Annotated in this window: 28 protein-coding genes; 12 read left to right on the forward strand and 16 right to left on the reverse strand. The window is 63.5% G+C overall.

Features of this window, described 5'->3' with window-relative positions:
• Positions 1 to 101 precede the first annotated feature (101 nt).
• The gene (locus AC3D25_RS28890; protein WP_488891900.1) at positions 102 to 455 is read left to right on the forward strand and encodes a hypothetical protein; all 354 of its coding nucleotides are present in this window, start codon (positions 102 to 104) and stop codon (positions 453 to 455) included.
• Between the two features lie 22 nt (positions 456 to 477).
• Here AC3D25_RS28890 and AC3D25_RS28895 read toward each other — a convergent pair whose 3' ends face one another.
• Positions 478 to 1,032: a hypothetical protein gene (locus tag AC3D25_RS28895; RefSeq protein WP_488891901.1), complete on the reverse strand. Its 555-nt coding sequence runs from the start codon at positions 1,030 to 1,032 to the stop codon at positions 478 to 480.
• A 1-nt stretch (position 1,033) separates the two neighbouring features.
• Between AC3D25_RS28895 and AC3D25_RS28900 the strand changes: the two genes are divergently transcribed.
• Positions 1,034 to 1,495, forward strand: a complete 462-nt coding sequence (locus AC3D25_RS28900; RefSeq protein WP_488892184.1) for a cytidine deaminase — start codon at positions 1,034 to 1,036, stop codon at positions 1,493 to 1,495.
• 10 nt (positions 1,496 to 1,505) lie between these two features.
• Complete coding sequence (locus AC3D25_RS28905; protein WP_488891902.1) at positions 1,506 to 2,474, forward strand: nucleoside hydrolase; 969 nt, start codon at positions 1,506 to 1,508, stop codon at positions 2,472 to 2,474.
• Here the strand turns inward: AC3D25_RS28905 and AC3D25_RS28910 are convergent.
• Positions 2,471 to 3,151, reverse strand: coding sequence for an alpha/beta hydrolase (locus AC3D25_RS28910; protein WP_488891903.1), 681 nt, complete (start codon positions 3,149 to 3,151; stop codon positions 2,471 to 2,473). The two genes, AC3D25_RS28905 and AC3D25_RS28910, sit on opposite strands and share 4 nt — an antisense overlap.
• A 25-nt stretch (positions 3,152 to 3,176) precedes the next feature.
• Positions 3,177 to 3,566 (reverse strand): MAPEG family protein, encoded by a 390-nt coding sequence (locus AC3D25_RS28915; protein ID WP_488891904.1) that lies wholly within the window; start codon positions 3,564 to 3,566, stop codon positions 3,177 to 3,179.
• Positions 3,567 to 3,769: 203 nt separating this feature from the next.
• On the opposite strand from AC3D25_RS28915, the gene AC3D25_RS28920 reads away from it, so the two are divergent.
• Positions 3,770 to 4,174: a PPC domain-containing DNA-binding protein gene (locus tag AC3D25_RS28920; protein ID WP_488891905.1), complete on the forward strand. Its 405-nt coding sequence runs from the start codon at positions 3,770 to 3,772 to the stop codon at positions 4,172 to 4,174.
• Here the strand turns inward: AC3D25_RS28920 and AC3D25_RS28925 are convergent.
• The 3 genes from AC3D25_RS28925 to AC3D25_RS28935 are packed head-to-tail and all read right to left on the reverse strand — an operon-like array spanning position 4,171 to position 6,823.
• Positions 4,171 to 5,004: a phosphatase PAP2 family protein gene (locus tag AC3D25_RS28925; RefSeq protein ID WP_488891906.1), complete on the reverse strand. Its 834-nt coding sequence runs from the start codon at positions 5,002 to 5,004 to the stop codon at positions 4,171 to 4,173. The two genes, AC3D25_RS28920 and AC3D25_RS28925, sit on opposite strands and share 4 nt — an antisense overlap.
• Positions 5,001 to 5,831 (reverse strand): metallophosphoesterase family protein, encoded by an 831-nt coding sequence (locus AC3D25_RS28930; RefSeq protein ID WP_488891907.1) that lies wholly within the window; start codon positions 5,829 to 5,831, stop codon positions 5,001 to 5,003. Before AC3D25_RS28930 ends, AC3D25_RS28925 begins: the two co-directional genes overlap by 4 nt.
• Positions 5,828 to 6,823 (reverse strand): diacylglycerol/lipid kinase family protein, encoded by a 996-nt coding sequence (locus tag AC3D25_RS28935; RefSeq protein WP_488891908.1) that lies wholly within the window; start codon positions 6,821 to 6,823, stop codon positions 5,828 to 5,830. Before AC3D25_RS28935 ends, AC3D25_RS28930 begins: the two co-directional genes overlap by 4 nt.
• Before the next feature lie 163 nt (positions 6,824 to 6,986).
• Between AC3D25_RS28935 and AC3D25_RS28940 the strand changes: the two genes are divergently transcribed.
• Both AC3D25_RS28940 and AC3D25_RS28945 read left to right on the forward strand, forming a co-directional pair.
• Positions 6,987 to 7,556 carry a LysE family translocator gene (locus tag AC3D25_RS28940; protein ID WP_488891909.1) on the forward strand — a complete coding sequence of 190 codons (570 nt, stop codon included), beginning with the start codon at positions 6,987 to 6,989 and terminating at the stop codon, positions 7,554 to 7,556.
• A 549-nt stretch (positions 7,557 to 8,105) separates the two neighbouring features.
• A complete protein-coding gene (locus AC3D25_RS28945) occupies positions 8,106 to 9,245 on the forward strand; it encodes an IS481 family transposase (protein WP_488891910.1) in 1,140 nt (379 codons plus the stop codon).
• Positions 9,246 to 9,776: 531 nt separating this feature from the next.
• Here the strand turns inward: AC3D25_RS28945 and AC3D25_RS28950 are convergent.
• Positions 9,777 to 10,217 (reverse strand): CBS domain-containing protein, encoded by a 441-nt coding sequence (locus AC3D25_RS28950; protein ID WP_488891911.1) that lies wholly within the window; start codon positions 10,215 to 10,217, stop codon positions 9,777 to 9,779.
• A gap of 322 nt (positions 10,218 to 10,539) precedes the next feature.
• On the opposite strand from AC3D25_RS28950, the gene AC3D25_RS28955 reads away from it, so the two are divergent.
• Positions 10,540 to 11,502: a chemotaxis protein gene (locus AC3D25_RS28955; RefSeq protein WP_488891912.1), complete on the forward strand. Its 963-nt coding sequence runs from the start codon at positions 10,540 to 10,542 to the stop codon at positions 11,500 to 11,502.
• A gap of 225 nt (positions 11,503 to 11,727) precedes the next feature.
• Here AC3D25_RS28955 and AC3D25_RS28960 read toward each other — a convergent pair whose 3' ends face one another.
• From AC3D25_RS28960 to AC3D25_RS28970, 3 genes are all read right to left on the reverse strand, one after another.
• The gene (locus tag AC3D25_RS28960; protein ID WP_488891913.1) at positions 11,728 to 11,994 is read right to left on the reverse strand and encodes a hypothetical protein; all 267 of its coding nucleotides are present in this window, start codon (positions 11,992 to 11,994) and stop codon (positions 11,728 to 11,730) included.
• 335 nt (positions 11,995 to 12,329) lie between these two features.
• Positions 12,330 to 12,761: a response regulator gene (locus AC3D25_RS28965; protein ID WP_488891914.1), complete on the reverse strand. Its 432-nt coding sequence runs from the start codon at positions 12,759 to 12,761 to the stop codon at positions 12,330 to 12,332.
• Between the two features lie 85 nt (positions 12,762 to 12,846).
• Positions 12,847 to 13,191: a hypothetical protein gene (locus AC3D25_RS28970; RefSeq protein ID WP_488891915.1), complete on the reverse strand. Its 345-nt coding sequence runs from the start codon at positions 13,189 to 13,191 to the stop codon at positions 12,847 to 12,849.
• A gap of 202 nt (positions 13,192 to 13,393) precedes the next feature.
• Here AC3D25_RS28970 and AC3D25_RS28975 point away from each other — a divergent pair, with 202 nt between their 5' ends.
• Entirely contained in the window at positions 13,394 to 14,434 is a 1,041-nt protein-coding gene (locus tag AC3D25_RS28975) for a transporter (RefSeq protein WP_488891916.1), read from the forward strand.
• A 97-nt stretch (positions 14,435 to 14,531) separates the two neighbouring features.
• Here the strand turns inward: AC3D25_RS28975 and AC3D25_RS28980 are convergent, their stop codons facing one another.
• From AC3D25_RS28980 to AC3D25_RS28990, 3 genes are all read right to left on the reverse strand, one after another.
• Positions 14,532 to 14,825: a DUF4148 domain-containing protein gene (locus tag AC3D25_RS28980; RefSeq protein ID WP_488891917.1), complete on the reverse strand. Its 294-nt coding sequence runs from the start codon at positions 14,823 to 14,825 to the stop codon at positions 14,532 to 14,534.
• Positions 14,826 to 14,992: 167 nt separating this feature from the next.
• Positions 14,993 to 15,439: a hypothetical protein gene (locus tag AC3D25_RS28985; RefSeq protein WP_488891918.1), complete on the reverse strand. Its 447-nt coding sequence runs from the start codon at positions 15,437 to 15,439 to the stop codon at positions 14,993 to 14,995.
• The gene (locus AC3D25_RS28990) at positions 15,414 to 15,755 is read right to left on the reverse strand and encodes a hypothetical protein (protein WP_488891919.1); all 342 of its coding nucleotides are present in this window, start codon (positions 15,753 to 15,755) and stop codon (positions 15,414 to 15,416) included. The genes AC3D25_RS28985 and AC3D25_RS28990 overlap by 26 nt, the downstream gene beginning before the upstream one ends.
• A gap of 172 nt (positions 15,756 to 15,927) precedes the next feature.
• Here AC3D25_RS28990 and AC3D25_RS28995 point away from each other — a divergent pair, with 172 nt between their 5' ends.
• Positions 15,928 to 17,139 carry a putative DNA modification/repair radical SAM protein gene (locus AC3D25_RS28995; RefSeq protein WP_488891920.1) on the forward strand — a complete coding sequence of 404 codons (1,212 nt, stop codon included), beginning with the start codon at positions 15,928 to 15,930 and terminating at the stop codon, positions 17,137 to 17,139.
• Between the two features lie 13 nt (positions 17,140 to 17,152).
• Complete coding sequence (locus AC3D25_RS29000; RefSeq protein ID WP_488891921.1) at positions 17,153 to 18,598, forward strand: UdgX family uracil-DNA binding protein; 1,446 nt, start codon at positions 17,153 to 17,155, stop codon at positions 18,596 to 18,598.
• 12 nt (positions 18,599 to 18,610) lie between these two features.
• Here the strand turns inward: AC3D25_RS29000 and AC3D25_RS29005 are convergent, their stop codons facing one another.
• Positions 18,611 to 19,078, reverse strand: coding sequence for a nuclear transport factor 2 family protein (locus AC3D25_RS29005; RefSeq protein ID WP_488891922.1), 468 nt, complete (start codon positions 19,076 to 19,078; stop codon positions 18,611 to 18,613).
• A gap of 87 nt (positions 19,079 to 19,165) precedes the next feature.
• On the opposite strand from AC3D25_RS29005, the gene AC3D25_RS29010 reads away from it, so the two are divergent.
• Entirely contained in the window at positions 19,166 to 19,747 is a 582-nt protein-coding gene (locus AC3D25_RS29010; RefSeq protein ID WP_488891923.1) for a TetR/AcrR family transcriptional regulator, read from the forward strand.
• Positions 19,748 to 19,878: 131 nt separating this feature from the next.
• Here AC3D25_RS29010 and AC3D25_RS29015 read toward each other — a convergent pair whose 3' ends face one another.
• Positions 19,879 to 20,367 (reverse strand): RcnB family protein, encoded by a 489-nt coding sequence (locus tag AC3D25_RS29015; protein WP_488891924.1) that lies wholly within the window; start codon positions 20,365 to 20,367, stop codon positions 19,879 to 19,881.
• Positions 20,368 to 20,563: 196 nt separating this feature from the next.
• Complete coding sequence (pdxR, locus tag AC3D25_RS29020) at positions 20,564 to 22,108, reverse strand: MocR-like pyridoxine biosynthesis transcription factor PdxR (protein ID WP_488891925.1); 1,545 nt, start codon at positions 22,106 to 22,108, stop codon at positions 20,564 to 20,566.
• Positions 22,109 to 22,284: 176 nt separating this feature from the next.
• Here pdxR and AC3D25_RS29025 point away from each other — a divergent pair, with 176 nt between their 5' ends.
• Positions 22,285 to 23,376, forward strand: a complete 1,092-nt coding sequence (locus AC3D25_RS29025; protein WP_488891926.1) for an ABC transporter ATP-binding protein — start codon at positions 22,285 to 22,287, stop codon at positions 23,374 to 23,376.
• Positions 23,377 to 23,378 lie beyond the last annotated feature (2 nt).

The following is a 23,378-nucleotide window of genomic DNA, read 5'->3' on the forward strand; positions in this document are numbered from 1 at the left end:
TGCGGTTAGGATCGAGGAGGAAATTGGGGAACGACGCCGCCGGCCTGCATAAAACGCCGCCGCGGGCCGTCGCACACGACTCACTGAAAAGGCTCGACCGCATGAAAAAACTCGCCCTCCCGACACTCGCCTCGTGCGCCCTGCTCACCAGTCTGCTTGCGGGCTGTCAGACGCAGGACACCACGCTGATCCAGAACGTGCCGGTCGGATCGGGGACCTCGACGCTCGTCGTCGTGCCGTTCGTGGACTGCATCAAGGCGAAATGGGGCGCGCATGGCGGGAAGCTTCGCCAGTATTCGCAAGACGCGGAGGGCGAAATTGTCGACGTGCGCGGCCCCGACGGGCGCACGGTGGTCATGCTGGTCGCCGAGCCGTCCGCGCACGGCACCGGCTACACCATCTACGGCGACATCGCCGCCGCGTCCTACGTGACCGAAGCGCACACCTGCGACTGAGCGAGGCGCCGCCGCCGTTGCCTCAAGACGCCGAGCCGCCGCGCATGTCGACGCTCGCGCGATGCGTGCCGACAATGCGCCCGATCAGATAGCCGTCCGACGCGCACGCGTTCACGCGCTCGTTGCCGTTCCACTGGATCGCGTATTGATCGTCCTGCAGATGGATCGTGGCGGGATCGAATTTCGGGATCGCGGCGGCTTTCGCGGCCCCCTTTGCGCCGCCTTCGCGCATCTGTTCCAGCACGAGCCGGTTCCACGTGTAGGCATAGCCGTAGCGCACGCCGTCGGCGAAGGCATCGGCGTCGCACACTTGCGATGGCGGCGTGAGCGTGAGCGTCGTCTGATGACCGCCCGCCGCGCCGACCACGATCCGCTGCTCGCCTTGCAGGCCGTTCTGCGGCGCGACGGCACGCGGTGCCGGCTTGAGCGAACCCGCCGTTGCGTTCGCTTGCACTCCGGACGCGGCGGCGGCTGCGGCGGGACCGGTATCTTGCGGAAGCGGCGCGCACGCCGCCAAAACGAAGATCGACGCGCTCAAGGCCGCGCCGACGCCTTTCAACAATCGGTAGACAATCACCCTGCGTGTTCCATCTCAAAATAAACGATCGCTACCTTACCATCTTGACGCTCGCACAACCGAGGACACTCCGATGACGATGGACGAATTGCTCGAACGTGCCGAGGCGGCGCGCGAACGGGCCTACGCGCCGTATTCGCGTTTCCGCGTCGGCGCGGCCTTGCTGGCGAAGGACGGCCGCGTGTTCGACGGCTGCAATGTCGAAAATAGCGCTTATGGCCTCTGCAATTGCGCGGAACGCACCGCGTTTTTCAGCGCGATCGCGGCGGGCTGCGAGCGCGATAGCTTCGCGGCGCTTGCGGTGATCGGCGATACCGACGGCCCGATTGCGCCGTGCGGCGCGTGCCGTCAGGTCATCATGGAACTGGGCGGCCCGGACCTGCCGATCCGCCTCGGCAACCTGCGCGGCGCGACGCGCGACACCACCGCGCGCGAGCAATTGCCCGACGCGTTTTATCTGTGAGCGACGCGCGATGACCCGCCATCATGTGATCTACGACACAGACCCCGGCGTCGACGATGCCATGGCGCTCGTGTTTCTCGCCCGGCATCCCGATATCGACTTGCTTGGCGTGACGAGCGTGTTCGGCAACGCGACCATCGACACCACCACGCGCAACGCGCGCACGCTCGCCGCGCGCTTTGCGCCGGGCGTGCCCGTCGCGCAAGGCGCCGCCGCGCCGCTCGATGGCGACGCGCCCGCGCCGGTCGGCTGGATCCACGGCGACGATGGCCTCGGCAATCTCGATCTGCCGCCGCCCGCGCCCGGCGATGCGCCGCTCGACGCGCGATCCGCGTGCCGTTTCATTATCGATACCGTGCGCGCGCGGCCCGGCGAAGTGACGTTGCTGGCGGTCGGTCCGCTGACCAATCTGGCGCTCGCGCTCGACGCCGATCCGGACCTCGCCCAATACGTCAGACAAGTGGTCATCATGGGCGGCGCGTTCGGCACCGGCGGCGTGTACGGCAATGTCACACCCGCCGCCGAGGCGAATATTTCCGCCGATCCGGACGCCGCCGACCGCGTGCTGGGCGCGGCGTGGCCGGTCTCGATCGTCGGGCTGGACGTTACGCAGAACACGATCATGTCGAACGACTGGCTCGCGGATATCGCCCAGCGCGGCGGCGAAGCCGGGCGCTTCGTGTGGGCGGTGTCGCGTCATTACGCGGATTTTCATCGGAAGAGCGCGGGGATCGACGGGATTTATGTGCACGATTTCTCGGCCGCCGCCTATCTGCTCGCACCGCATCTTTACGAGACGCGGCGCGGTCCGGTGCGCGTCGTGACCCGCGGAATCGCGCGCGGCATGACGATCCAGAAACCCGCGTCGATGTCCGTTTCCGCGCCCGAATGGGACGAGCGTCCCGCGTGCTCGGTCTGCATCGCCGTGGACGCCGACGCCGTGCGCGCGCTTTACGATCAGACGCTCTGCACGGATTAAACCGCCGCCGCGAGCCGCGCGTTGAACCAGACGCGCAGCGCGTCGATTTCCTCGGCGCACACGGAATGCGGCATCGGATACGCGTTCCATTCCACCGGCACGCGCTGCGTCGTCGCGAAATCGCGAGCGCGTTCGCCGAGCTGGATCGGCAGCACGTCGTCCTGCGTGCCGTGCGCGGCGAACACCGGCGTCGCGCGGTTCGCTTCGCTGAAATTCGCCTCGATCAGCGCCTGCGACGGCAGATATCCCGACAACACGATCAACCCGGCAAGCGTTTCCGGATGCGTCAGCCCGGCGGAATACGTCATCGCCGCGCCTTGTGAAAAGCCGGCCAGAAAGATCTTGCGGGTGGGAATGCCGCGCGCATTCTGCTCGGCGATCAGCTTGCGGATCGTGATGCACGAGGCTTCGATTCCCGCTTCGTCGACGCGCCGGTCGATGCCCTGGAACGACAGAATGTCGTACCACGCGCGCATCACGTAGCCGTTGTTGGCCGTCACCGCGATCTCCGGCGCGTTCGGAAACACGAAGCGCACGGCGGGCGCATCGGCTAAGCGCAGTTCCGAGATGAGCGGCACGAAGTCGTTGGCATCCGCGCCGAGGCCGTGCATCAGGATCACCGCGAATTCGGGATCCGGCGACGTTTCGACTTCGATGGTGGGCGGTTGGTCGTTCATATTGCAGCTCCGGGAGACAGCGGTTTCAAATGATTGGAATCAGCACGGAGACGATGCCCATCACGGACACCAGCCACACGAGCGAGCGCACGTAGGGCACGCCCGCGGCGTACAGCGGCACGTAGATCACCCGCGCGGCGATATACAGCCACGCGCCGCGCTCGGTGAGCGCGTTTTCGCGCCCGGCGACATGCGCGATCAGAATGGCCGCTGCGAACACCGGCAGCGTCTCGAAAAGATTGTGCTGCGCGCGCCGCAGACGTCCGGAGAGACGGCCGACGGGCGGCCCCGATTCGTCGCGCGGGCCGGCATTGTAGGCGATGCCGGTCTCGCGGCTGCGCACCACGGCGGGCAGCAACACCTGGACGAGCGCCAGCACGAGCACCCAGGCCAGGATCGTCAATTCGGTGGTCATCTGCGTCTCCTTCGCGTTTTTGCTGTGTTTTCAGCGTATCGACACGCGTTTGTGGGGCAAACCCGCACGCCGCGAGGCCCGGCATCCGCGCACATCATGCCATCATAGGTTTTTTGGCCCTATGGCCCTAAATGGCCGATTAGTCCACTTTCCGGCCCCATGAAACCATCGGCACTCGCGGAGCACGTTCAATGCGCCCTCTCATGGAAACTCATCCGCTGCGGCTCGCCCCAGGCGACGACTTGCGAGGCGCGCTAGAGGCCGCCGCCCGCGAGCAGGAACTCAGCGCCGCGTTCGTGTTGCAGGGCATCGGCAGCCTGAGCGTCGCGCAACTGCGTTACGCGGGCGTGGACACGACGACCGAATTGCGCGGCGATCTCGAAATTCTCACGCTCGCAGGGTCGCTGGCGATGGATGGCGCGCATCTTCATATTAGCGTCGCCGACGCAGAAGGCCGCGTGATCGGCGGGCATGTCGCGACGGGCTGTGTCGTGCGCACGACAGCCGAGATTCTGATTGCGTATTTGCCCGCGCACCGTTTCACGCGCGAACTCGATCCGCGCACCGGTTTTCCCGAACTCGCGATCCGCCCCGCCGAGCCGCGCTAGCGCACTGGTTTGCGCATGCGCCAAGGTGCGCGCCGAATCATTTCGATACTCACGATAGACGCCACCAGCCACGCCGTGCCGGACGCAAAACCCGCCAGCACGTCGCTCGCGAAATGCACGCGCAGGAACACGCGGCTCGATGCGGTCGTCACCGCGACGACGCTCGCCGCGACGAGCACGCTTACGTGCCAGCGCGGCGGCAGCGTGCGCAGCAGCACGTAGGCAAGCATGCCGTAGGTCACGAGCGAACCCGATGTGTGGCCGCTTGGAAAACTCCAGCCGGATGCCGTCGCCACGGCCACGTCGTGAACCGGGCGGGCACGCTCGAAAATGTGCTTGAGCGTGGTGTTGAGCAGGCCGTTGCCGGCGATCGCGAGCACCAGTCCGAAGGCGAGCAGCCGCCGCTGCGACAGCAAGAGCACCAGCGCCCCGCCGATACACCACGCGGTGAGCACCCACGGATCGCCGAGATGCGTGATCCACGCGAACGCCCGCACGACGCCGGGCGGCAGCGCTTCGCCTACCGCGCTCGAAAACGCCTGATCGAGGATGGGCAGCGTTTCGCCCGCGCCGATTTCGTCGGCGATTGCGGCGAATAGCGCGCCCGCACCCGCGATCAGCAAAAAGCTGAGCGAGAAATACACAAAAAGACGCGTGCGCGCCGAAATCCGGCTTGTTTCGCGCGAGACGCCGTAACGGTCGACGAGCCGCGAAGCAGCCAGCACTGCACCCGTGACGACGATCAAAAGCACGCAAAACCCGGCAAGCGCGTGCGCGCCCGCCGCGCGCGCCAGCGCAAGCAGCGCGGGATCGACGGTCTCGGGCGTCACGGCGTCGCCGCCAGTTGCGGGGCGCTGATATCGAAGTTCAGTTCGTGATGCGTGATGCGCCCGAATTCAGCGGTCTTTTCCGAATAATCCCAGCGCTCGATCACCGCGCGCCGCTCGTCGGCCGTGTAGTGGATCAGGTTGACGGAATTGTTCACCTCGCCGCGCACCCTCGACGACAACGCCGTCCCCGCCTGCACCGCCCACATCCGGCGCGGCAGGCCGCCGAACAGATCGTGCAGCGGCAGCACATACGGCAGATGAATATGACCGCCGAGCACGAGATCCGCGCCCGCGCGCGCCCAGCGCTGCACGGCGCGCTCGCGTCCGTGCAGCAGGTTCGCCTCGTCGCGGGCGCGCGTGACCGCGACCGGCTGATGCGTCACCACCACGCGCAACTGGCCGGACGACGCGCGTTCGAGCCGCCCGGCGACGCGCCGCACTTGCCGCATCGACACTTCGCCGTCCTTGTGACGATACGCGCGCGTCGTGTTCAGCCCGATCACCAGCAGTTCCGGCGATTCGAACACGGGTTCGAGATCGTCGCCGAACGCGCGGCGATGGTTCGCGTAGGGATCGAATGCGCGGATCAGCGGATTGAAGAGCGGAATGTCGTGATTGCCCGGGATGACGAGCGACGGAACGGGCTTCAACCGGTCCACGAACGCGCGCGCCGCGCTGAACTGCGAGCGGCGCGCGCGCTGCGTGAGATCGCCCGACATCACGACGAGATCGGGCGGCATCTGCTCGACCAGCCGCAGCAGCGCAGCGACGACGGGCGCGCGTTCGGTGCCGAAATGCGGATCGGAGATCTGAAGCAGCAACGTCATGAGCGGTTGGCCTCGGCGACCTCGGGTTCCGGTTTGAGCAGGAAAAGCGGTTCGGGCGCGACGTGAAATTCGAGCGGCATCGTGAGCCACGTCACCTCGCCGTCCGTCGCAATCTTCACGCGGCGCGGCTTTTTCGACGGATGCGTCACGGTGATGCGCCGGAACGCGAAGCTGACGACGTGGTCGGCATCGCTTAGACGGCCCGCCGCGCCGAGCAGCGACAGCAGAATCTGCTTGAAGCGGCCGACCGCGCGCGGCGCAATCGCGGCAAGCAAGCCGCGTTCCAAGAGCGGCGCTTCTTTCATGCCGATCTGTTCCAGTTGCAGCCGGTTATTGCCGACGAAAAGTGTGGATGTGCGCAGTTCCTGCTGGTTGCCTTCATGGTCGATATGGAGCCGCAAATGGCGATGCCGCCGCAGCATCGTAACGAGCGCCGATCCGAGCGCGATCAACCGGCTTCGGCCGAATTGCTGTTTGTAGATCTCGCGATCTTCGAGCAGTTTCGGATACAGACCGAGACTGGCGTTGACCAGAAATACCCGGCCATTCACGACGCCCGCCTGCACCGGATAGGCACGCGCGGTGAGCAACAGCCGCGTCGATTCTTCCAGATCGGCCGAGATGCCGTGATCGCGGCTGAAATAGTTGAACGTGCCGCGCGGCAGCACCGCGAACGCGCAGCCGCTGCCGATCACTTCCGCCGCGACCGCGCACAGCGTGCCGTCGCCGCCCGCGCCGACCACGACGCCGCCGTGCGCGCGGGCATCGGCCACCGCCTGGCGCGCGGTATCGGCGAGGCGCGCGGGATCGTCGACCAGACGCAGTTCATAGCGCCGGCCCGCGCCGCCGAGCACGCGCGCGAGCATGGCGTCGGTCGCATCGGCTTGACGACGGCCCGAGCCGCCGTTCATCACGATATAGAACGGTGCGTCGGCGGGAATTTCGCGCGCGCGTGTGACGGTGCTTGCAGGCAGCGTGTCTGAAGAAATCATGTTCGCGTTTTCCAGTGCAGAAGTGAGTCGGGCAAGTCCGCACAATATAACGATTGCCTTACAGGTGTGGCCCCGTCGAATTTTTTGACGGGTCGGACTATGGTAAAAAGCCACCCGTTCACCTACTTTTTTCGCAATGCACGCTGAATCGACTGCCATCTTCATGCTCGGCATCCTGCTCGTGCTGATCACGCCCGGACCGACCAATACACTGCTGGCGGCTGCCGGACTGCGCCAGGGCGTGCGCCGCTCGTTACCGTTGATCGGCGCGGAACTCGCGGGCTATCTGCTCTCGATTTCCGTGTGGGGATGCTTTCTGCTCGCGGCCGCGAAAGCGTTTCCGTGGCTTGCGAGCGCGTTGCAGATCGCGAGCGGCGGGTATATCGCGTGGCTCGCCGTGCGGATGTGGCGCGCGGCCCGGGCGCGCGCGGACGTCGGCCAGCCGTCGATCACGATCGGCACGCTGTTCGTCGCGACCGTTCTGAACCCGAAGGGCTTGTTGTTCGCGAGCACGATTTTTCCGGCGAGCGCGTTTGGGAGCGCGTATGCGTACGTTTTCGCGATGGGCAGATTCGCCGCGCTGCTCATGCCGGTCGCGCTTGGGTGGATCGCGTTCGGAGCGGGAATGGGCAGCGGCGCGGTGCCGTGGGTCGATCCGGTCAAGGTCCAGCGCGGGGCATCGATCGTACTTGGGGTGTTTTCGCTTTCGCTGGCTTGGGCTGCCATGCACTAGGGTTTTGCGAGGGTCGCGGGGGGATTGTGGGTTTGGGCGGCGCTTGCGGGGAAGTTGTCGGGCTTACGGTTTATCAGCGTTTTGCCCGTTCCCGAGCGGGCGGTTCTGGCCTGCTTGCGCTTTGCATTTGTATGCGTGTGCATGCTGGGAACCTGCTTTCGTGTAGGTCTATTAGCTCGCCCTTGTGCGGGGCAGCAGTCACTTTCTTTGGCTACCTGCAAAGAAAGTAACCAAAGAAAGCAGCTTGTCCGTCTAAATGTCCACCTCGAATGGCCTCGCGGATAGGCGCGCAAGCTGACTCGGGCAACTCGCATTCGTTCATATCGGCACAGCTCCTGTCAGTTCCCTCCTCGCTGCGCGCGGACGTTGGGCATAGCTAGCCTATGCAAGCGCTTTCTGAGAATTTGCTTTCGTGTAGGTCTATTAGCTCGCCCCTATGCGGGGCAGCAGTCACTTTCTTTGCTGCTGTGTACAGACCGGAGACATAGCTGACAGGTGTACGGAGACATGGTTGACACTTTCGGGTAATCGAACGCCCGAAATCCTCCCATGCCCTGGAACGTAAAAGACACCATGAGTCTCCGACAGGAATTCGTTCAACTCGCCACCCAACGGAGCGTGCCGTTCAGCGAGTTGTGCCGACGTTTCAACGTCAGCCGCCAGACCGGCTACAAGTGGCTTGCCCGCCACTCGACGCAAGGCCTTGAAGGTCTCGTCGATCGCTCGCGTCGTCCGCACGACAGTCCCGCGCGCTCATCCGATGAGATCGTCGCCGTCGTGCTCGACCTGCGCCGCGAGTACGGCTGGGGCGGACGCAAGATCGAGCGTCGTCTGCAAGATCTCGGCCACGCCAATGTGCCCGCACCCTCCACGATCACCGAGATCCTGCGCCGTCACGACCTGCTCCACGCGCCTGAGGACAGACCGCAGCGGCCCTGGCAGCGCTTCGAGCACGAGCATCCGAATGCGCTGTGGCAGATGGATTTCAAGGGCGATTTCCCGACCCTGGAGGGTGGCCGCTGTGCGCCGCTGACCGTGCTCGACGATCACTCGCGCTTTAACATCGTGCTCGCCGCCTGCGGCCGGACAACCACGGAAGTCGTGCAGACCGAGCTCGAGCGGGCGTTTCGCTGCTATGGGCTACCGTCACGCATCAATACCGATAACGGTGCGCCTTGGGGCTCCCCGAGCGCGCCGGGCCAGTTGACCGAGCTCGCGGTGTGGCTGATCAGACTGGGTATTCACGTGAGCTACAGCCGACCGTATCATCCTCAGACGAATGGCAAGGATGAGCGATTTCATCGCTCGCTGAAAGCTGAAGTGCTGGCGCGGCACGTGTTCACGACCCACGCCCACGTGCAGCAGGAGTTCGAACGCTGGCGACAGGTGTACAACACGCAACGCCCGCATGAGGCGCTGGACCTGGCGACGCCGGTGAGCCGCTACCAGCCCAGCCCGCGGACGATGCCCGAGCATCTGCCAGAACCGCAATACGGGCCTGCCGACGAGGTGCTGCGGGTCAATTCAAATGGCCTGGTGCGTTTCAGAGGCGAGGCGCTGCGTCTGTCGACTGCGCTCAAAGGGCTGTACGTGGCCGCACGTCCAAAGCACGACGAAGACGGCGTAATTGAGTTCTGGTTTGCCCATCAACGCGTTGCAAAACTTGACCTGAAAGCAGTAAAACCCTGAACATCAGGTGTCAACGATGTCCTCGTACATGTGTCAACTATGTCTCCGGTCTGTACACAGCAGCAAAGAAAGTAACCAAAGAAAGCAGCTTATCCATCTAAGTGTCCACCACCCATAACCTTGCAGATAGGCACGCAGGCTGACTATGGCAACTCGCATTCGTTGGTATTGGCACAGCATCTGTCAGGTCCGTCCTCGCTGCGCTCGGACGACGGGCGTACCTACAAACCGGCGCTCGGTTTGGTTTATTCGGTTATGCCGTTCCGGCAGGCATTTATGCCTGCCGGGATGAATGAGCGGCTCCACTCAGTTTGGTGGTGCGATGGCCCAATCAGCTTGCGCACCACTCCCGGAAGCCGTTCGTGGTGGACACTTAGGCACCCTAGCTGCTTTCTTTGGTTACTTTCTTTGCAGCAGCAAAGAAAGTGACTGCTGCCGCGCATAGCGGCGTGCTAATAAACCGACACGAAAGCAAGTTCCCAGAAAGCGCCGGAGCATCAGACGGTTTACCCCGACCACCCCCAACGGCGCCTACGTATGTTCGCCTCGAATGTAATACTCGAGTTGCTGAATCGTGAACTGCTGCTCGGAAATGATATTGGCCACCAGATCGCCGATCGAAATCATCCCGATCAGCTTGCCGCCGTCGATGACCGGCAAATGCCGCATCCGCTTTTCGGTCATCAGCGCCATGCAGTCTTCAGTCGTCTGATCGGGCCGCACATAACGAACCTGCGTGGTCATGATGTCGCGCACCGGCGTCTGCCGCGACGCGCGATCCATCAGCACGACCTTGCGCGCATAGTCGCGCTCCGTCACGATCCCGACAATCTCCTCGCCTTCGGTCACCAAAACCGCGCCGATATGCTTCTCCGCCATCGTGCGGATAGCGTCGAACACCGACGCGGTCGCATCGATCGTGACCACCTTCTGATTGGGCTTCGCGTTGAGAACCTGTGCGACTGTTGCCATCGAGCGCCTCCTTTGACCACACGGCGTGCATCGGCCGATGCACGCCCGCAACCGGGGCCGCCGCGCTTCTGCACGGTCGCACTTACGTGTCGATTACCCCGATCATTCAAAAAGTATAGGACAGACGCCCCCGCTTAAGCGCTCGCCGGCGCGCACAAATGTGTGTTCTTCGGTCGAGGGGCCGGATCCGGGGACGCGGTAAACCCTCGTTGCGATGCGAAATTCCTTCAGTTTGCCGATGCGCTGCCGCTAATCAGGAATCCGTTGCTTGAGGCCGATGCCTCGGGCGGTATCGCGAAAGCATGGGAACGAGGGAAAAAGAGTGAGCAATTCACAACAGGATATTGAACAGCGCGTCCGGCTCGCCGGCAGCAACATGTTCGAATTGTTGCTGTTCCGTCTGGGCGAAGCGCCGGACTCGGAGCAGCGCGAGCTTTACGGCATCAACGTGTTCAAGGTACGCGAGATTCTCGCCATGCCGACCATCACGGTCGTCGCCGGCGCTAACGAGGAAATCCTCGGCGTCGCGGATATCCGCGGACACATCATTCCAGTCATCGATCTGGCGAAAGTCACCGGCTGCCGGCCGAAAAACGGGCCGAAAATCCTGCTCGTGACGGAATTCGCCCGGACGACGCAAGGTTTCGCGGTCGAGGAAGTCGACGATATCGTCCGTCTGGAATGGAACCAGGTGTTGTCCGCCGAATCGCATTCGAGCGGCAAGACGGTGACGAGCTTCGCGCGTCTCGATGGCAACGTCGACGGCACGCGGCTCGCGCAAGTGCTGGACGTCGAGCAGATCCTGCGCGATGTGCTGCCGTCGAGCGAAGCCGAGATCAACGAAGCCAATACCGGCCGTCTGCGTCTGAAGCCGGGCTCGAAAGTGCTCGCCGCCGACGACTCGGGCGTCGCGCGCAGCCTGATCGAACAAAGTTTGACCGCGATGGGCGTGCCGTTCGTCATGACCAAAACCGGTCAGGAAGCGTGGGATTTCCTCGAAGGCGCGCAGGAACGCGCGCTCAAAGCCGGCACGACGGTCAGCGATGAGATCGCGCTCGTGCTGACCGACCTCGAAATGCCGGAAATGGACGGCTTCACGTTGACGCGCCGGATCAAATCGGAAGCTGCATTGCAGCATATTCCGGTGGTGATTCACTCGTCGCTGTCGGGATCGGCCAACGAGGAACACGTTCGCAAGGTCGGCGCGAACGCGTATGTGTCGAAGTTCGTTGCGGCCGAACTGGCCTCCGTGATGCGCGACGCGCTCGAGCGCACGGGAACTTAAGAAATCACAAACGGTTGTGTAGCGCACGCAGCCGCCCGGTAGACGAAAGCCGGGCGAATATTGCAACGCATCAGCGCGTTTTTTCCGATGTTATTCGTCTGCTAATAGCACACGCACCGACGCCCGGTGAATCGAGACCTTTTGGGTCGGAATTCACCGGGCGTCGGTGTTTTACTGCTTCGGAGCGCGCTTGGCCGGGTTGACCGGCCGCGCGTTCAGTTGGCCTTATTGACCGGCCGTGTTCGTGTTGCCGCCTTGAGCACGTGCGCCGGATTGGGACAGCGAAGCGGTCGAGCCGCCGAACGCGCGTCCGTCCGTGCTGTACGTGGCTTCTTCGGCTGCGATCGTCTGCGCGCTTTGGCCGCGTTGCGAGACCGGTGCGCCGACGTTCGGGCGATACGACGGTGCCGGGCCGTAGCCGCTGGCAAAGGCCGGTGCTGCAACAGCAGCGGAGACAGCGATCAGGAGAGTAGCGATCAGATTCTTTTGCATGGTGAGCTCCAAATTCGTTTCAGGGTAAGCGCCGCAGCGGTCTGGCTGGGAAGTGCTGCTGGTCGATGAAATGCAGTGTATACCCCTACTATCAATTTATTATCTCAATGAATTTCAATTCACTTTTCAAGATCGCAGAACAATCCCGGTCCGATTAGTGCAAGGATTTCGCTGAAAGTCATATGGGATAAGGAGCTACAGAAAACCCCGAATTTTCGGTTGTTTTGGGGGACAAAACAATTAAACGTGACGATTCGTCGCGCCTGTCTAGCGACATCGTCTGATATGGCTCAATACGCGGAAATTAAATTACAGACAGCTTCCATGGGAAGCCGTCAGTGAACCATTTGTCCGATCAGCCGAACCAGTTCGCCGGTGGGATTGCCTTTTTGGCAATAACCGTCGAAACCAGCGCTGAGACCTCGCAAACGCACGTAATCCTCGCCGAGCGCGGTGAACGCGATGATGCCCGCATTGCGCGTCGGCGGAATCCGGCGCAGCACGCGGGCGGTGGCGAATCCATCGTGTTCCGGCATGCTGATATCGAGCACGATCACGTGCGGCACCCAACCGTCGATGGCCCGCAGCGCATCCACTCCGCTCAGCGCAAAACGCGCGTCGTAGCCGTCGGACGCCAACGCGGCGGAAAGACTTTCTGCGCTTGCGGGGTTGTCGTCGACAACCAGAATGCGCCAGCGCTCAACATCGACATCGACACTACGGTCGGTCCACAACGCACATTTTGGGGAATGGGAGACTGATTGCATGAGCGCTCGATAAATTCATCTGAGCGAAAGCAGAGCATTTTTCGCGCCAGCGACAAGCGATCTCGCCGCCGGCGTCGTGCAATTTCTATTCGGATTCGCCTTTTTTAGGCTTGCGACGCTTGCTCACCGATTCGTCGTCCGAGCGCAGTTTTGCGTTCGCCTGCACGAGCAGACTGGCGTCGCTCTGACGCAGCGCGCGGTCGAGCGAGGCGAGCGCATCGCGCAATGCGGCCTTTTCCGTCTTGCCCAGATGCGCCGGCCCGGCTTCTTCAACCAGCTTCCCCTCCTTCTCCAGACGTTTGAGAAGCTTGGCGCCGAAACGGCTGTCGATCGACTTCTCGCCGAGCAATTCGCCGATCCGCGCGGCAAGCTGTGTCAAGCCGGTTGCTGTCGTCTGCGTGGGTTCGTCTTGTTCGTCGCGCTCATCCACCGTTTTTCTCCCCGAATTCACCAGGCGCCCGAGCCGTATCGGCCGCGGAGACCGCCTTGCGTGGCGATAGGTTATCGCCAGAATGTGACAAGAATGTGTTCGTTTCCTCAGACCGAGTCAAATGTTTTTCGGGACGGGCAAAGGGGTGCGCGCGGCGCGCGGCGATGTGAAAATACCCGTCAAACGCCCAACCAAAAAGCCGATGACGCCTCCCACCGCCCACTCGCCGAGCCCCGGCCTTCCTCGTTACGGCTCCGATTTTTCGGGGCTGGTCTGCGGCTTTCGTTTCACCCGGGACGAGTGCGGCGTGCCGATCGATTCGGACGGCGCTGCGGTATGGATGGCACAGCCCGAGCCGGCCCATGAATTCCTTTGGCTCCATTTCGATCTCGCCAATAGTTCGAGCGAACGCTGGATCCGCACGCACCTCGGACTGCCCGAAACATTCTTCGAAACCTTACGCGACGGTTCACATTCGACGCGAATCGAGCATCAGGAAGGCGCACTGCTCGCCGTCATCAACGATGTCATCTTCAATTTCGAACTGACGCCCGCGGAGATCGCGACGCTTTGGGTCTACACCCATCAAAAACTGCTGGTGACGGCGCGGCTGAAGCCGCTGCGATCGGTCGACACGCTCCGTGAATCCGTGCGGCGCGGCGAAGTATTTCGCTCGCCCGCCGAACTGCTCACGCATCTGCTGCGCGATCAGGCCGAATTGCTCGTGCAAATCGTCCGGCGCACGAGCGTCGAACTGGACGGTATCGAAGACCGCTTTCTCTCGATGCGCGCGCCCACCAGCCGATCCGACCTCGGCGCGATGCGACGCGTGCTGGTGCGCCTTCAACGACTGCTCGCACCGGAGCCCGGCTCGGTTTTCCGCCTGCTGGCGCGGCCGCCGCGCTGGCTGCAACTGCACGACGTCCAGGATCTTCGCGACGCGACCGAGGAATTTTCGCTGGTGCTCGGCGATCTCGCCGGGTTGATCGAGCGAATCAAGCTGCTGCAGGAAGAAATCGCGACGCGTCTCGATGAACAAAGCAACCGGACGCTCTTCACCCTGACGCTCGTCACCGTGCTCGCGCTGCCGATCAATATCGTCGCGGGCTTTTTCGGGATGAACGTGGGCGGGATTCCGTTTGCCGAAAACCGTCACGGCTTCTGGCTGATGGTGGTGATTGTCGCGACCTTTACCGTGCTCGCCGGATGGTGGGCGTTCCGGCGCCGGCGCGAGCGCGTCTAGCGTACGCATTCAGCGTGAAAATCGAGCGTGCAAGTTCAGCGTTCAAAGCGCACCGCGAAGAACCGCGCAAGGCGGTTCTTTGCGGATGCTGCTGGAATCAGGGCGCGGACGCCGGCTTCGCTTTCGACGCATCCACCTTCTTCTGCGCGTCCTGGAGATTTTGCGGGTAGTTGGTCTGGCTGCCGCCCGGCTGATAGCCGTTCTTCTCGAGTTCCTTCAGTTCCGCGTTTTTCTTGTCGCGTGCCGCCTTGCGCTGAGCTTTCTTGCTCGGCTTAGCGACGGAGGCAGCGGTATCGGCGGCGGGCGTCTGCGCCATTGCAACCGGCGCCCAGGCGAGCGCGAGGCCGATCGATGCGGCTATCGCTACGGAAACCACTCGGATTCGAAGCATCAGGCAATCTCCAAAGAGAACATCGGTCAATTCAAACTCAGGGGGAACCGGTGAGGCGCGATTCGGGAGCCATCATCGTCGGACCATATTAACCAAGCGCGATGCACGCGACAATCGACCATTTGGCATAAGCGTTTCGCACAAACAGGCACGCGGCGCCAAAAGCGTCAGACGCCGCGCCGGAAGTCGAGGGCGACGGCGGCGAACGCCGCGAGCTTGCCGATACATTCGACTGCCGTCAGGGCCGCCAGCAGCCGCGAGCGCTCATATTCGCCAGGAATTTCGGGCGCCATGGCGAGCACGCTCATCAGGCAGACGAAGAGAAACGCATAGCGCGCGAACCGCGAACCGCGCAGCGAAAATCCGACGATCGCGAATAGCAGCGCTTTTGCCGCAACGATGGCGGCGACCTCCTGCACGTCGCTGCTGGCGTCGAGTTCCCACGGCAATTCCACGACCGACCACGCAAGCACGAAGCACTTCGACGCCTGAGCGAAGCTGCTGACGCCACTGCGTTCATTTTCCTGCGCCGACGCGGACGGCGCGCCGGCTTGGCGTTCGAGCGGCCAAAGGTTCGCGGCGGACGAATCATCGTGGGAAGGCGGTCGGCGCATGACGGTTCTCGGCGGGCGTTGCGTTGACCGGCGCGAGATCGTCGCAGCCAGCAAAGCGCGCCGGCGGGTAGACCAGCGCGAAGGGTCGCCGCACGCGGTCGGCGCGGCATCTCGATTCAGCGTAGTCGATCAAAAAGAACGCGTCCTGAAGGGCGTCTCTACTCTCCGCAACGGCTTCCAATGAGCAAAATGCCCGTCCCATAAGGCTCCGGTGCGGTTCGGCCGACCACTGAATCCCGAGGACACCGTCTGCCTCGGTACTCATCCCGATGGACAAGTCATAGACGCTCGCGCGATTTACATTGCATTGCAGCATGAGTGTCGTTTCCCGGCGACGAGCGTTTCTGGAAGCGCGGATGGACGTTTTCTGGACGCTTGAAGCGCACATTCCGGCGTACTTGAACCATTTGGCCAACTCATCATTTCGAGCTTGCGTTGCAGTTCCGAACACGTAGAATACTGTATAAATGTACAGTATTGGTGGATTTATGGAGTTGCCCGAAAAGCTGGAAATCCTCGCCGACGCAGCCAAATACGACGCGTCCTGCGCAAGCGGCGGCGCGCCGAAGCGCTCATCGCGCGGGGTCGAAGGGCTTGGCGCCAGCACCGGCGCGGGCATTTGCCACAGCTTCACGCCGGACGGGCGCTGCGTGTCGCTGCTGAAAATCCTGCTCACCAATTTTTGTCTGTATGACTGCCAATACTGTGTGAACCGGCGTTCGAGCAACGTGCCGCGCGCGCGGTTCACGCCGGAAGAAGTGGTCGATCTCACGCTCGATTTTTATCGGCGCAACTATATAGACGGCCTGTTCCTCAGCTCGGGCATCATCCGTTCTTCGAATTACACGATGGAGCAACTCGTGCGCGTGGCGAGATCGCTGCGCGAAGACCATCAGTTTCGCGGTTACATTCATCTCAAAACCATTCCCGACGCAGACCCGCAACTGATCGCCCAGGCGGGCCGGTACGCCGACCGGCTGAGCGTGAATATCGAATTGCCGACCGAAGTCGGCTTGCAGCGGCTCGCGCCGGAAAAAAGCGGACGCACCATCAAACTTGCGATGGGTTCTATCCGGCTCGCGCAGGAAGAAGCGCAAAGCGAGCCGCGCGCACCGCGCTTCGCGCCCGCCGGGCAAAGCACGCAGATGATCGTCGGCGCGGATGAAACCGACGATCGCACTATTCTGTCGACCGCTGAAACGCTTTATGGGTCGTATCGGCTGAAGCGCGTTTATTACTCGGCGTTCAGCCCGATCCCGGACAGCCCGTCGGGGGTGCCGTTGCAGCCGCCGCCGCTATTGCGCGAGCATCGGCTGTATCAGGCTGATTTTCTGTTGCGCGGTTACGGTTTTACGGTCGCCGAACTGCTCGATACCCCCGGCAACCTGCCGCTCGACGTCGATCCGAAACTGGCCTGGGCGCTGTCCCATCGCGAAAATTTCCCCGTGGACGTGAACCGCGCGCCGGTTCGCATGATCGCGCGCGTGCCAGGTATCGGCATGCGCAACGCTAAACGCCTCGTGGAATTGCGCCGCTCGCGCCGCATTCGCTACGCCGATCTCGCGCGGCTGCGCTGCGGCATGGCGAAAATCAAACCTTTCGTCGTCACGGAAGATTACCGGCCCGCGCTGCGTGAAACGCCGTCAGAGCAATTGCGACGCGCGCTCGCCGCCGCGCCGCAACAGCTCGCGCTGCTCTAGCCCCAAACGCGCCATGGAAGTCATCACCATCCAGGACGATTTTCAGGCGTGGCGAACGGCTGCATTAGAGGCGCTCGGACGCAAAACGCGGCCGGAAGAAATCGAATGGCGCGTGCCGGACGGCGACACGCTGGATCCTTCGCTCTTCGATCCCCCCGGCCCGATCCAGCGTGGAGCGCCGGTCGAAAGCGCGTCGGTGCGGGTATCGAAGGAATTCGGCGCGCTGCTGAACGACGCCGCGCATTTTCGGGACGCCCAGCGCTGGGGGTTCCTCTACAAAGTGTTGTGGCGCTGGGCGTCGGGCGACCGCGCGACCGCGTCCGCCGCCGACGAAGACGGCGCGCGGCTTTATCGCATGGCCAAAGCGGTGCGGCGCGCGCAGCACGACATGATCGCTTATGTGCGATTTCGCCAGCGCCCGCCGGAACTCGGCGCGCCGGAATACGTGGCGTGGTACGCGCCGGACCACGACGTGCTCGAATGGGGCGCGGAGCATTTCACGCAGCGCATGGGGCGATCGACCTGGCTCATCACCACGCCGCACGGCGCGGCCATGTGGAACGGCCAGGCGCTCCGGCTCGAAAAGCGCCGCTCGGTGGCCGCCGACCATCTGCCCGACACGCCCGACGAAGCCGAATCGCTCTGGCTGACCTACTACAAGAGCATCTTCAATCCGGCGCGGCTGAACGAGCAGGCGCTCGCTCAGCACATGCCCGTGCGCTTCTGGAAAGGCTTGCCCGAAGGCGCGCTGATTCCGCAGATGGTGAGCGACGCGCGAACCGGCGCGCAGCGGCTTGCGCAGACGCGCGAAGTCGGCGCGCTCGAAGGAAAAGCCATCGCGGTCGACGCCGAACAGGCGCAGCCGAATCGCGCTGCGCCGTCGTCGCTCGATGCATGCCGGCGTTGCGATCTCTGGAAGAACGCGACGCAGGCCGTGCACGGCGTGGGTCGCAGCGACGCGCGCATCATGCTGCTCGGCGAGCAGCCCGGCGATCACGAAGACCTGAAAGGCGAGCCGTTCGTCGGTCCGGCGGGCCAATTGCTCGACGACGCATTGCGGCGGGCATCACTGCCGCGCGCCGACGTGTATCTGACCAATGCCGTCAAGCATTTCAAGTGGGAGCCGCGCGGCAAGCGGCGTCTGCACAAGACGCCCGCGCAACGCGAGGTGGACGCGTGTGCGTACTGGCTCGAAAAGGAACTGGAGACGATCGACTCCCGCGTGATCGTGACGCTCGGCGCAACGGCGCTCAACGCGCTGTTCGGCAAGCAAGCACGGTTGCAGAGCTATCTTGACCGCGTGACGACGCACGGGGGACGGTGGGTGGTCGCGACATATCACCCTTCGTACGCGCTGCGTCAGACCGATGAAGCGTCGCGCGAACGCACACTGCTCGCGATTGTCGACGCGCTCGAGCGCGCGCGCATCCTCGCGAAAGAGCCGCCGCCAGGTGCCTGACGCATCGAGTTGCTAGAAGCCGAGATCGGAAAGACCCGGGTGATCGTCGGGACGGCGGCCGAGCGGCCAGTGATACTTCCGGTCGGCTTCCTGAATCGGTAAATCGTTGATCGACGCATGCCGGTGTGTCATCAGCCCTGCCTCGTTGAACGCCCAGTTCTCGTTGCCGTAACTGCGAAACCAGTGCCCCGAATCGTCGCGCCATTCATAGGCAAAACGCACGGCGATCCGCGCATCCGTGAAAGCCCACAGTTCCTTGATGAGCCGGTAATCCAGTTCGCGCGCCCACTTGCGTTCGAGAAAGCGCTCCACGTCCGCGCGGCCGGTCACGAATTCCGCGCGGTTACGCCAGCGCGTGTCCTCGCTATAAGCCAGCGCAACGCGCTTGGGATCGCGGCTGTTCCAGCCGTCTTCTGCAAGACGGACTTTCTGTTTCGCGGATTCGAGATCGAACGGCGGAAACGGCGGTTTGCTTTCCATGAACCCTCCTGAATTTTCAACAGGTAGACAGATTTGTCTACTGACGCACTCTAGCGCACGGAGACAGACCTGTCTACAATCGTGCACATGGCTACCGAATCCGTTATTTCCTCCGACACAAACACCGCCGACCTCGCGCCGCCCGACCGCATCCTGCTCACCGCGCACGACCTGTTCTACCGCGACGGGATCCGCGCGACCGGGATCGATCGGGTGATCGCGGAATCGGGTGTCGCGAAGAAAACGTTCTATCGGTACTTTCCGAGCAAGAACGATTTGATCGTCGCGTTTCTGGCGTATCGGCACGAGCGCTGGATGACGTGGTTCCGCGAAGCGTTGCAGCGCCATGGCGCGCGGCCTTCGTCGCTCGTACCCGCGCTCGCGGAATGGTTCGGCAGCGACGCGTTTCGCGGTTGCGCGTTCATCAACGCAGTTGTGGAAGTGGGCGCGACGGTGCCGGATGCCGTCGATATTTCGCGCCGCCACAAACAGGATATGACCGACGCAATCCGTACTTTGCTGCCCGCTTCCTCGCGAACGGCTCGCGCCGACGCGCAGGCGCTCGCGGTGGCGGTGGATGGTGCGATCGTCGGCGCGCAGTTCGAGGACACGCCGGCTGCTGCGTTGAAAAGCCTCGCGCGACTGGTGCGCGCGGTCGCGCCCGAATGAGCGACATGACCAGGCAACATCACAAAAAGAAACACCGGCGCGAAGGCCGGTGCGAGCAAAACGGTTGAGAGAACTCAACCGACGAGCGTTTCAACTCAGCGCCGCATTCAGATAGCCGCGCTTACGCCAATTTACCGCGCAAGCACGATCTGCGCGATGATGCCCGAGGCCGCCGCGACCAGCAGGTAATCGCCGCCTACGCCGACCCATTGATAACCACGCGGCGGCTGGCGCAAGCCGTAGCCGCGCCAGTCGTCCACCACATACTGGCGGTCGCGATAGTCGCGCGGCACGCGGTCACCCTTGCGCCATTCGCCATGATCCGGGCCGTCGCCGGGACCGGGGCCGTGCGGGCCGCCTTGTGCCTGCATCGGCGGATGGCTGTTGTCGTGGTGATCGCCGCCGTGATTGGCCGCGCTCGGACCGCCTTGCGGACCATGGCCCGGCTGCCCGCCGTGCATTTGCTGACCTTGCTGACCTTGCGGGCCTTGCTGACCATGCGGGCCTTGCTGACCATGTTCACCGCCATGCTGCTGATCCGGGCCGCCTTGCGCGAAGGCAGCGGTAGAAAGCGCGACGCTCGCGCACAGTACAGCAGCAACGATTCGGTTCTTCTTCATAAGACTCCCCTTTTAACGATGTGACCGAGTCACAGGAACAATTGCATCAGCGCGAAGGCTTAAGCACGCGGCGTTCCTGGCCCGTCATTTAAAAATCATCCGGCGCGGTAATCGACGCGGGATGATCGTTGAATGTCACTCTACGCAAAGCGCACGATGACTGGGGTGTCATTTTGTAAGCGATGCTTACCATATCTTACGCGCCCATCGCGCGCGTCGGCTTCGCCTTCTCCAGACCACGTTCGATCACGTCGCCGAGAATGGCGAACGACGGCTCGATCTGCGCGTTCGGTACGCACGCGTAGCCGAGCATGAGGCCTGAGCGCCCGCGAGCGGCATCGGCGTAGTAATTCGCCAGCGGCCGCGTGACCACGCCGGCGGCGAGCGCGGCGGCGGCGATCGCCCGGTCGTCGGTGCCGTCGGGCAACCCCAGCACGAGATGTAATCCAGCTTCGTCGCCCATGACCGGCAGCGAATCGCCGAAGCGCGTCGTGATCGAGTCGATCAGCAACTGCCGACGTTCACCGTACAGCGTGCGCATCCGCCGCACGTGCGAGGTGAGATAGCCGTCCATGATGAACTCGGTCAGCACGGCCTGCTGCATCAGTTGCCCTTCGCGATACAACTCCGCAATGCCCGTGCGGAAAATATCGACGAGATGTTCCGGCACGACCATATATCCCATGCGCAAACCGGGATAAAGCATTTTGCCGAGACTGCCGACATAGATCACGCGCCCCGCGTCGTCGAGTCCCTGCAGCGACGCGAGCGGCCGGCTGCCATAGCGAAACTCGCTGTCGTAATCGTCTTCGATGATCCACACGTCGTGCCGCCGCGCGAATTCCAGCAGCGTGCGCCGCCGTGCGAGGCTCATCACCATGCCGAGCGGATACTGATGCGACGGCGTGACGAGCGCGAGACGCGGCGGCTGTTCACGGTCGCGATCGGACGGATTCAGCCCTTCGTGATCCACCGGCACCGGGACGAGCGTCAGTCCCGACGACTGCAGCACGCTCCGCACGCCCCAGTAACATGGATCCTCGACCCACGCGCGGTCGCCGACATCGGCGAGCAGCCGAACGGCCAGGTCGATCGACTGGTGGATGCCGGTCGTGATGATGATCTGGTCCGGCGTGCATTTCACCGAGCGCGCGACCCGCAGATAATCCGACAGCGCGCGGCGCAGCGGCCGGTAGCCGCCGCCCGGCGCGTAAGTCAGCAGGTCCGGATTGGCGCGTTTCCAGAGCCGCGCCTGCAAGCGGCTCCAGGTCCGCGCCGGAAACTCGGCGACATCCGGCACGCCCGGCATGAACGCGCCCCACTGTTTCGGCGACACGCCCGCCTGGGCGATCAGCCGCGCGCCGCGCCGGGAGATCGCGGGCGCGCCGGGCATCTCGGCGCCCGACGCGCGCGCGGGCGGCGGCACCGCCGCGAGCGCGGGCGGCGGCACCGCCGCGAGCGCGGGCGCTTGCGGACGCGTATCGGCGACATAGGTCCCGCTGCCCGTCGACGAAATCACGTAGCCCTCGGCCGTCAACTGGTCGTAGACGTGGAGCACCGTATTGCGCGCGATATCGAGGTCGGCGGCGAGCGTGCGCGAACTCGGCAGTTTGGTGCCCGGCGCGAGCTGGCCGGTCAGGATGGCCTGCTGCATGAGGTCGAGCACCTGCCGGTACATCGGCGCGGCGTTCGCCCGGTCGAGCCGCGCGCTCAGCCAGTCCGACAGAATGATGGTGTCCAAGCGGCTCCCGGGACGAGTGCGTTTTCCGCCGATGAGTGGTTCCATCGGGATTATTGAAATGGCTCCACGTGGTGGAACCGTACCGGATTATAGTAAGCCTGAGCAGTTGAAGAAAAACCCGGCGCGGCGACACGGCTTCGCGCTCGCCCGTAAAAGCAATAAAGGAGATCCGGACGATGAAATCCGACCAGGTGATCGTCAGTTTTCGCGGCGTGCGAAAGACCTACGACGGCGAAACGCTCGTGGTGAAAGGGCTTGACCTGGATATTTACCAGGGCGAGTTCCTGACGCTGCTCGGGCCGTCCGGCTCGGGCAAGACCACTTGCCTGATGATGCTCGCGGGCTTCGAATTTCCGACCGGCGGCGAAATCTGGCTCGACGGCAAGCTCCTGAATCGCGTGCCGCCGCATAAGCGCGACATCGGCATGGTGTTTCAGAACTACGCGCTGTTTCCGCATTTGTCGGTGCAGCAGAACGTGGAATATCCGCTCACCGTGCGCAAGATGCCCGCCGACGAACGCGCGCATCGCGTCGATAACGCCCTCAAGATGGTGCGCATGGACAGCTTCGCGAAGCGTTTTCCCGCGCAGTTGTCGGGCGGTCAGCAGCAGCGGATCGCGCTCGCTCGCGCGCTCGTGTTCGAGCCGAAGCTCGTGCTGATGGACGAACCGCTCGGCGCGCTCGACAAGCAGTTGCGCGAGCACATGCAATACGAACTGAAATCGCTGCACGAAAAGCTCGGCGTGACGTTCGTGTACGTGACGCACGATCAGGGCGAGGCGCTGACCATGTCGGATCGTGTTGCCGTGTTCGACAAGGGCATCGTGCAGCAGCTCGACACCGTCGATCACCTCTACGAAGCGCCGTGCAACGAGTTCGTGGCGAACTTTATCGGCGATAGCAACCGGCTGCGCGGCACGATCGAGCGTGCGGAAGGCGATTTCTGCGATATCCGTCTCGCCGACGGCACGCGCCTCTCTGGCCTGAACGTCGCGAACGCGACGCCGGGCGCGCCCGCTATCGCGTGTATCCGGCCGGAACGCATGAAGCTGGTCGCGGGCGGCGCGCGCGACGGCGCGAACGCGCTGGCCGGTGAAGCGCGCAGCCTGATCTATTTCGGCGATCACGTCCGCATGCGCTGCGGCGTGCGCGAACAGGACGAATGTTTCGTGAAGGTGCCGCTCGGCACGCACGCACTCGACGGCTTCGCACCCGGCGCGCCGGTCGCGCTCGAATTCGCGCCCGAGCATCTGCGCGTTTTTGCCTGAAA

The sequence above is a fragment of the Caballeronia sp. SL1002 genome, assembly GCF_057814995.1.

Bases quoted from the DNA above. Each gene is read 5' to 3' on its own strand.
- AC3D25_RS28890 (WP_488891900.1), top strand. From the start codon at position 102: ATGAAAAAACTCGCCCTCCCGACACTCGCCTCGTGCGCCCTGCTCACC.
- AC3D25_RS28905 (WP_488891902.1), top strand. From the start codon at position 1,506: ATGACCCGCCATCATGTGATCTACGACACAGACCCCGGCGTCGACGAT.
- AC3D25_RS28910 (WP_488891903.1), bottom strand. From the start codon at position 3,151: ATGAACGACCAACCGCCCACCATCGAAGTCGAAACGTCGCCGGATCCC.
- AC3D25_RS28915 (WP_488891904.1), bottom strand. From the start codon at position 3,566: ATGACCACCGAATTGACGATCCTGGCCTGGGTGCTCGTGCTGGCGCTC.
- AC3D25_RS28920 (WP_488891905.1), top strand. From the start codon at position 3,770: ATGGAAACTCATCCGCTGCGGCTCGCCCCAGGCGACGACTTGCGAGGC.
- AC3D25_RS28930 (WP_488891907.1), bottom strand. From the start codon at position 5,831: ATGACGTTGCTGCTTCAGATCTCCGATCCGCATTTCGGCACCGAACGC.
- AC3D25_RS28935 (WP_488891908.1), bottom strand. From the start codon at position 6,823: ATGATTTCTTCAGACACGCTGCCTGCAAGCACCGTCACACGCGCGCGC.
- AC3D25_RS28940 (WP_488891909.1), top strand. From the start codon at position 6,987: ATGCTCGGCATCCTGCTCGTGCTGATCACGCCCGGACCGACCAATACA.
- AC3D25_RS28945 (WP_488891910.1), top strand. From the start codon at position 8,106: ATGCCCTGGAACGTAAAAGACACCATGAGTCTCCGACAGGAATTCGTT.
- AC3D25_RS28950 (WP_488891911.1), bottom strand. From the start codon at position 10,217: ATGGCAACAGTCGCACAGGTTCTCAACGCGAAGCCCAATCAGAAGGTG.
- AC3D25_RS28960 (WP_488891913.1), bottom strand. From the start codon at position 11,994: ATGCAAAAGAATCTGATCGCTACTCTCCTGATCGCTGTCTCCGCTGCT.
- AC3D25_RS28965 (WP_488891914.1), bottom strand. From the start codon at position 12,761: ATGCAATCAGTCTCCCATTCCCCAAAATGTGCGTTGTGGACCGACCGT.
- AC3D25_RS28975 (WP_488891916.1), top strand. From the start codon at position 13,394: ATGACGCCTCCCACCGCCCACTCGCCGAGCCCCGGCCTTCCTCGTTAC.
- AC3D25_RS28980 (WP_488891917.1), bottom strand. From the start codon at position 14,825: ATGCTTCGAATCCGAGTGGTTTCCGTAGCGATAGCCGCATCGATCGGC.
- AC3D25_RS28985 (WP_488891918.1), bottom strand. From the start codon at position 15,439: ATGCGCCGACCGCCTTCCCACGATGATTCGTCCGCCGCGAACCTTTGG.
- AC3D25_RS28990 (WP_488891919.1), bottom strand. From the start codon at position 15,755: ATGCTGCAATGCAATGTAAATCGCGCGAGCGTCTATGACTTGTCCATC.
- AC3D25_RS28995 (WP_488891920.1), top strand. From the start codon at position 15,928: ATGGAGTTGCCCGAAAAGCTGGAAATCCTCGCCGACGCAGCCAAATAC.
- AC3D25_RS29000 (WP_488891921.1), top strand. From the start codon at position 17,153: ATGGAAGTCATCACCATCCAGGACGATTTTCAGGCGTGGCGAACGGCT.
- AC3D25_RS29005 (WP_488891922.1), bottom strand. From the start codon at position 19,078: ATGGAAAGCAAACCGCCGTTTCCGCCGTTCGATCTCGAATCCGCGAAA.
- AC3D25_RS29010 (WP_488891923.1), top strand. From the start codon at position 19,166: ATGGCTACCGAATCCGTTATTTCCTCCGACACAAACACCGCCGACCTC.
- AC3D25_RS29015 (WP_488891924.1), bottom strand. From the start codon at position 20,367: ATGAAGAAGAACCGAATCGTTGCTGCTGTACTGTGCGCGAGCGTCGCG.
- AC3D25_RS29025 (WP_488891926.1), top strand. From the start codon at position 22,285: ATGAAATCCGACCAGGTGATCGTCAGTTTTCGCGGCGTGCGAAAGACC.